Source organism: Salinivirga sp., assembly GCF_055145285.1.
On sequence record NZ_JBSRDC010000052.1, the window covers coordinates 77,119 to 83,896 of the forward strand.

7 protein-coding genes are annotated in these 6,778 nt (G+C 43.2%); 6 read left to right on the forward strand and 1 reads right to left on the reverse strand.

Going from position 1 to position 6,778, the window contains the following annotated elements:
* Positions 1 to 178: 178 nt before the first annotated feature.
* The 6 genes from ACTB0Y_RS10250 to ACTB0Y_RS10275 all read left to right on the forward strand — a co-directional run bounded on the left by ACTB0Y_RS10250 (position 179) and on the right by ACTB0Y_RS10275 (position 5,992).
* Positions 179 to 2,416 (forward strand): molybdopterin-containing oxidoreductase family protein, encoded by a 2,238-nt coding sequence (locus tag ACTB0Y_RS10250; protein ID WP_463206723.1) that lies wholly within the window; start codon positions 179 to 181, stop codon positions 2,414 to 2,416.
* Complete coding sequence (locus tag ACTB0Y_RS10255; protein ID WP_463206724.1) at positions 2,413 to 2,946, forward strand: 4Fe-4S dicluster domain-containing protein; 534 nt, start codon at positions 2,413 to 2,415, stop codon at positions 2,944 to 2,946. Before ACTB0Y_RS10250 ends, ACTB0Y_RS10255 begins: the two co-directional genes overlap by 4 nt.
* Before the next feature lie 24 nt (positions 2,947 to 2,970).
* On the forward strand, positions 2,971 to 3,912 hold the full coding sequence (nrfD, locus tag ACTB0Y_RS10260) for an NrfD/PsrC family molybdoenzyme membrane anchor subunit (RefSeq protein WP_463206725.1): 942 nt from the start codon (positions 2,971 to 2,973) through the stop codon (positions 3,910 to 3,912).
* Positions 3,913 to 3,964: 52 nt separating this feature from the next.
* Complete coding sequence (locus tag ACTB0Y_RS10265) at positions 3,965 to 4,480, forward strand: YeeE/YedE thiosulfate transporter family protein (RefSeq protein WP_463206726.1); 516 nt, start codon at positions 3,965 to 3,967, stop codon at positions 4,478 to 4,480.
* A 94-nt stretch (positions 4,481 to 4,574) separates the two neighbouring features.
* Positions 4,575 to 5,165 (forward strand): YeeE/YedE thiosulfate transporter family protein, encoded by a 591-nt coding sequence (locus tag ACTB0Y_RS10270; protein WP_463206727.1) that lies wholly within the window; start codon positions 4,575 to 4,577, stop codon positions 5,163 to 5,165.
* Between the two features lie 185 nt (positions 5,166 to 5,350).
* The gene (locus tag ACTB0Y_RS10275) at positions 5,351 to 5,992 is read left to right on the forward strand and encodes a rhodanese-like domain-containing protein (protein WP_463206728.1); all 642 of its coding nucleotides are present in this window, start codon (positions 5,351 to 5,353) and stop codon (positions 5,990 to 5,992) included.
* A 120-nt stretch (positions 5,993 to 6,112) separates the two neighbouring features.
* On the opposite strand, the gene ACTB0Y_RS10280 is transcribed toward ACTB0Y_RS10275, so the two are convergent.
* On the reverse strand, positions 6,113 to 6,601 hold the full coding sequence (locus tag ACTB0Y_RS10280) for a thioredoxin family protein (RefSeq protein ID WP_463206729.1): 489 nt from the start codon (positions 6,599 to 6,601) through the stop codon (positions 6,113 to 6,115).
* Positions 6,602 to 6,778: the final 177 nt, after the last annotated feature.

The following is a 6,778-nucleotide window of genomic DNA, read 5'->3' on the forward strand; positions in this document are numbered from 1 at the left end:
GAATTAGAATTTAGTCTTCTTTACTATTTTTTTTATTTGTAAATTTGAATGAATAAACAGCAGAGAAAGTTAGTTAAATCCCTGTAAGTTTAGTTTTTGAGGTACAATTTGCAATTATTAAGCGGGAATGGAGCAGGGCAGTTGATTACTTGTGTTAGATTCTGATAAAATTTCAGTTATGAAGAGACGACAATTTATAAAAATTTCTGCTTTAGGTGCCGGCTCACTGGCATTTTCAGGTATGGCCCTTAAGGCAGCCGAAAAAACGTTCTTTTCGGACGATGTTCCAGGAGCAGATAAACTTAAGCGTGTTCCGACCTATTGCGAGGTTTGCTTTTGGAAATGTGCAGGCTGGGCTTACACAGACGGCAAAGGCTATATTAAAAAGGTAATTGGGAATGAGATCGATCCGCATAGCAATGGACGTTTCTGTCCGAGAGGCACAGGTGGTGTAGGGATGTACAATGATGAGGACCGTTTGAAAAAGCCGCTCATTAGGGTAACCGGCAAAGACGGAAACCAAACGTTCCGTGAGGCATCGTGGGACGAAGCCCTGGATGTGGTGGCCAAAGGCATGAAAAAAGTAGCCGAAAAGCACGGTCCTGAATGCATGGCATTGTTCACACACGGTTCTGGCGGCAAGTTTTGGGGTCATTTACTAAAAGCTTATGGCTCAAATAATATTACGGCTCCATCTTATGCCCAGTGCCGTGGCCCGCGCGAAGTTGCGTGGATAGGCACTTTTGGACAAGGTTTGGGCTCGCCCGAACCAACCGATATCAGAGATACGCGCTGCTTAGTCCTTATTGGTTCGCATTTGGGCGAGAATATGCACAACGGGCAGGTTCAGGAAATGAGCGATGCCATTGACAAAGGTGCAACCATAATTACAGTCGACCCCCGGTTTTCAACCGCAGCGAGCCATTCAAAACATTGGTTACCCATAAAACCGTCTACCGATTTAGCATTGCTCCTGGCATGGATGCATGTATTGATAAAAGAAGGGTGGTACGATAAAGAATATGTAGAAAAGAATACTTTAGGATTTGAGCAACTTAAAGCTCATGTGGAAAAATATACCCCCGAATGGGCTTACGGAATTACAACCATTAAACCGGATGTGATACGCGAAACGGCGAGGGAAATGTACAACGCATCACCCTCGGTCATTGTGCATCCTGGAAGGCACGTTACCTGGTATGGTGATGATACACAGCGCCTCCGCGGGGTAGCCATATTGAATGCCCTGCTGGGAAGCTGGGGACGCCGCGGCGGTTTTTATATGGGCGACGGTATTGCCTTGCCCAGTTACCCACATCCGCCTTATCCCGAACCGAAGAGAAGTTGGAGAGACGCATTTCCCGGCCAGTACGAATTGGCCGATTTAGCTTTGGCCAACGGTATTTGTGATGCCACTATTCCTTCTGCCTCACGCGATTGTGATATCAAAGGTTGGATTGTGAACGGAACCAATTTAATTTTTACCCTGCCTGACCTCCGAAAGACACAAGAAGCCATTCAGAACCTGGATTTTTTGGCAGTAGTAGATACCATGCCCATGGAAATTACCGGTTATGCTGATGTGGTATTGCCGGAATGCACCTATTTGGAGCGTTACGACATGCTGCGCACCTCAAGGCATCGCGAACCAACCATTGCATTGAGGGCGCCTGCGGCTAAACCAAAATACGATTCAAAACCCGGTTGGTGGATGGCCAAGCAAGTGGGGCACAGACTGGGCTTAGATAAATACTTCAAATACGACACCATTGAAGAGGTGCTCGATTGGCAATTGAAACAAATAGGTTCATCGCTAAGGGAAATGAAACGTTTGGGCGTAAAAAAACTAAATCGCAGTGTGTACAACCCAATTTATTTTGATGATCGTGTACAGCAGGAATTTTATACCAATTCGGGAAAAATTGAACTTTACGCAACTTCGTTTGCCGATAAAGGCTTTGACCCCATACCCACATACACGGCACATCCGGAGCCACCCAAAGGCTATTATCGCCTGATATACGGACGTGCGCCTATGCACACCTTCAGCCGAACAGCCAACAACCCAAATTTAACCGACCTGATGGATACTAATTCGGTTTGGGTAAATCCAAAAGTAGCCAAACGGTGGGGCCTGAAAAACGGACAGGAAGTCTGGTTGCAAAATCAGGATCAGGTAGTTTCTACTTTTCCCATAAAGGTAAGAATTACGGAAAGAATTCGTTGGGACTCCGTGTATATGGTCCACGGTTTTGGCCACAAAAACAAAAAATTATCAAGGGCACACGGACAGGGTGCTTCTGATTCAGAGTTAATTACAAATGTTATGGTTGACCCGCTCATGGGAGGAACAGGAATGCGTGGCAACTTTGTTACTTTTCTTACCACGAAACCTGAGAAAGGAGGCTTATTATGAGATATGCCATGGCTATTGATACGAAAAAATGTGTCGGGTGCAGCGATTGCGTAGTTGCTTGCCAAACCGAAAATAATGTACCTATAGGCTACGCCCGCGACTGGGTAGTGGAAATTAACAGCGGAACATATCCGCAACTTGAAACTGAAATACGTTCGGAACGATGCAACCATTGCGAAAATGCGCCATGCGTAAGATGCTGTCCCACCGGAGCCAGTCACTTCAGCGATGGTGGAACCGTTTTGGTTACGCCCAACGAATGCATCGGCTGCGGTGCCTGTATTCAGTCGTGCCCCTACGATGCACGATTTCCGCACCCGGATGGGCATGTAGACAAATGCACATTTTGTTTGCACCGCGTAAAAGAGGGACTGGATCCGGCATGTGTGGCGGTTTGTCCTACCAAATGTATGTATTTTGGCGATCTGGAAGACCCGAAGAGCCCGGTTTCACAAGTTCTAAAAACACGAAAATATAAAGTGCTGGCACCCGAAGCCGGCACCAAACCGCATGTATATTATCTCATATAGAAAAAATAAAAAATAGTTGCGATTATGAAAGAAGAAATAATTGTAAGCGGCAGAATGAACCCGGGCGTCGATCCGGTACTGCATGTTTGGGGTTGGGAAATTCCGGTCTATTTGTTCCTGGGCGGACTCGCTGCCGGCCTGCTGTTTTTTGCCGGCTTATATTACTTACAAGGCAAAGAAAATAAATATACCACAGCCGTAAAAAAAGCACCGGTATTGGTGCCTGTAATATTGATTTTGGGTTTGCTCGCATTGTTTCTTGACTTACACCACAAACCCTATTTCTGGAGACTTTACACCACCATTAAATTAGAATCGCCCATGAGTTGGGGGGCATGGACTTTGATGATAATTACCCCGCTTTCGATAATCTGGGCGGCGCTGCATATTCGTGAGTGGTTTCCGAAATGGGATTGGAAATTCGAGTGGTTAAAGAACCTTGAAAAATTCTTTTCCAATTATAAAAAGCCCATGGCCTGGGCAATGGTCGTTCTTGGTTTGATATTGGGTATTTATACCGGCATATTGTTCTCGGCTTTCAATGCGCGTCCGTTGTGGAACACTTCCATTTTAGGGCCGCTGTTCCTGGCTTCCGGCTTGTCAGCCGGAGCTGCCGCAGTCATGCTAATTTCTAAAAGTCATGATGAACGAAAACTATTTGCCCGTATCGATTTAATTGTAATAGCCGTAGAGCTGTTTTTCATCATCCACATGTTTATGGGATTTATGGCCAGCACGCAAGTACAGCAAGATGCCGCTCAACTATTCCTTGGCGGGGCATATACCGCTCCCTTCTGGATTTTTGTGGTGATTTTGGGAATGATTGTACCGGCCGTGCTTGAAATTATGGAACTTCGAAAAATGAAAGTTCCCGTTATTATACCGGCTGTGCTCATTTTATTCGGCAGTTTTATGTTGCGTTGGTTAATTTCCAATGCGGGGCAAATAAGCAGGTATCTTTATTAAAAATATTAAATTCAATCAGAACCCGATAGCGGGTGTAAAAAAATCTATAGGTATGAAGCAAAGAAAATACATTAATCCTTATTTGGGAGGCGTTCTGTTGGGGTTGGTACTATTAGCGGCTTATTTTATATCGGGTCGCGGATTAGGAGCCAGCGGTGCTTTGAAAAGTGCTGTGGTGAGTACCGTAAATACGGTAGCGCCTGCACATGCCGAGAATGCAACTTTTTATCAGGAATACAATGAGACGCATAAAGGCGGACCGCTAAAATCGTGGTTAGTTCTTGAAATGCTAGGTGTTATTGTGGGCGGTTTTCTTTCCGGAGCCGTCGCCGGACGATTAAAGCTTAAGGTAGAACATTCGCCTAAAATTACATCAAAACGCCGATTGCTGTTTGCTTTGGCCGGCGGTATTTTATTTGGGTTTGGCTCGCAGATGGGGCGCGGATGCACTAGTGGAGCGGCCCTGAGTGGAATGGCTGTTCTTTCGCTTGGCGGTATTATTACCATGGCCGCCATTTTCGGTTCGGCGTTTGCGTTTGCGTATTTTCTCCGCAAAAACTGGATATAATTAGTGCGCGTAGTCTCGAATTTTATTACTACGCACCGGAAAAAATTAAGCGTTTTCTTGGATTTACTATTTGAATATAAAAAAATGATAATATATGGGACCTTTAATAGTTAACGAAGTCATATCATCAGGCACCAACTTGCTTTTTGCCTTTTTGATCGGAATAGCTTTCGGGTGGGTATTGGAATCCAGCGGTTTTTCTTCGAGCCGGAAACTGGCCGGTCTTTTTTACGGATACGATACCGTGGTGCTGAAAGTATTTTTTACGGCCGGTATTACAGCGGCCATCGGTCTATTGTTGTTCAGCTTGTTTGGCTGGATTAATCTGAACTGGATTTATGTAAATCCAACTTATTTGCCTTCGGCCATACTTGGCGGTGTTATTATGGGCGCCGGTTTTATTATGGGGGGATTCTGCCCCGGCACAAGTTTTTGTGCAGCATCCATCGGTAAAATAGATGCTTTGGTTTTTATCGGTGGGTTGTTCCTTGGAATTATCATTTTTACCGAAGGATACCCAATTTGGGAAGAATTTTATAAAGCCGGATTTAAAGGTTACCCAAAATTAAGTGAAATGCTAGGGCTTTCGCAGGGAACTTTTGTGTTTTTTATGGTGTTGGTTGCTTTCGGTATGTTTTATGTAGGTGAATGGGCAGAGAAGAGGTTCCCACGGGAAAAGTATTAAATAGTGTCCGTCAATAAACTCCATTTTCTGCGTTATTCTCACTCAAACTCGTATCATTTACACCAGTAAACTCAACGACTTTGAGTTTCGAAAGCCTTGAAAATGGAGTTTATTCACTGGACACCCCGACTTTATGGACAGGCTCTAAATAATGCACTCAATAGTTGAATTTTAATTTATAGATTATGAACATTATAAAAAATATCAAACCCAGGATTCTAACAGCTTTGGTATTGATACCCATGGCCTTTGTATTGGCTTTTGTACCTGAGAACAAAACCGATAAGTATAAATTGTCAGTGGATGAACTGATTGGGGAAATAACTCAGGGTACGCAATATTTTTACGCCGAAGAAGTTGCGGACCTCATTATAAAAGAAGATCCGTCAATTCAGTTAATTGACGTACGTCCGGCAGATGAATATGAAAAATTCCATTTGCCCGGAGCCATTAATATTCCTTTATCGGATATACTGGCCGAAAAATGGAAATCACAGTTAAACCAGGATGTGGCAAATAACGTGTTTTACTCAAACGGAACAGTAAAAGCAAACCAGGCATGGCTAATTGTTACGCAGTTGGGCTATAAAAACAATTATGTGTTGCAGGGAGGTCTGAACCATTGGGCTGAGGTTATAATGAACCCCGATAAACCTGCTCCCACCGCTCCACGCGATGAATATGCCAAATATGATTTTCGCCAGGCCATGGGCAATGCTTTGGGCGGCGGAACACTTGAAAAAAAGGATACAAAGGAACAAGCCCCGCCACCAATTCCTGATATCCAGAAAAAATCGAAGAAAAAACGTGTGCAGGGCGGCTGTTAATTTTTTTGTTTAGGCTCTGTGGTCTTTTACAGGAGCCCATTTTTAATGAAAAATATCGAATTCTTAGGGTTTGAAACGAAATAACTTCGGTTAATCTGAATGTTATTTCGCATCAAGCCCTTATTTGTTTTTCAAATCGGCAATTAATTGTTTTTCGATTATTTTAATAAGTTTTTCAGGGCCATAGTAACCCGAATTTCTAAAGAACTCTTCTCCTTTTTTATTGAGTAACACCTGGCTGGGGATTGTCGCTATACCAAACGTCTTCATTAATTTGAGGTTTTTGGGTTCCAGTACATTCAAACATACTATATTCACCTGGTGTGGATATTTTTCCCCAATCTGTTTCTGCACCTTTTTCATTCGTTTGCAGTTTACACAATTATCGGCGCCAAAACCAAGAAATGTCATTTTATAGCTTCGTTTGTTTTGGGTGTAATTGTACAACGAATCAATTGCCTTCTGCCCCGATTTTTTGACCTCTACAGGTGTTTGATTCACAATCATTTCTGACATATACTGGTCCATGTCGTCTTTTTTGATGAAAAGTAGCACGAGCAATCCTGCCAGTAAAATGAATATGAACCACGGTAAAATTTTTTTTAGCATCGTCGTATTAAATATTAATATTCTGTTGATTAGAAAGCTCTTAAAGGACAAAGGGATTGTGCCGAAATAACTTGACGTTTTAAACTTGTTCTTTTGCCCTTTAACTTCCTTGAAAATTCATTAAATAGCCCGCTATTCGCAGTATTTTCAAGTTGCTAAAGAACAAAATAACTTCGT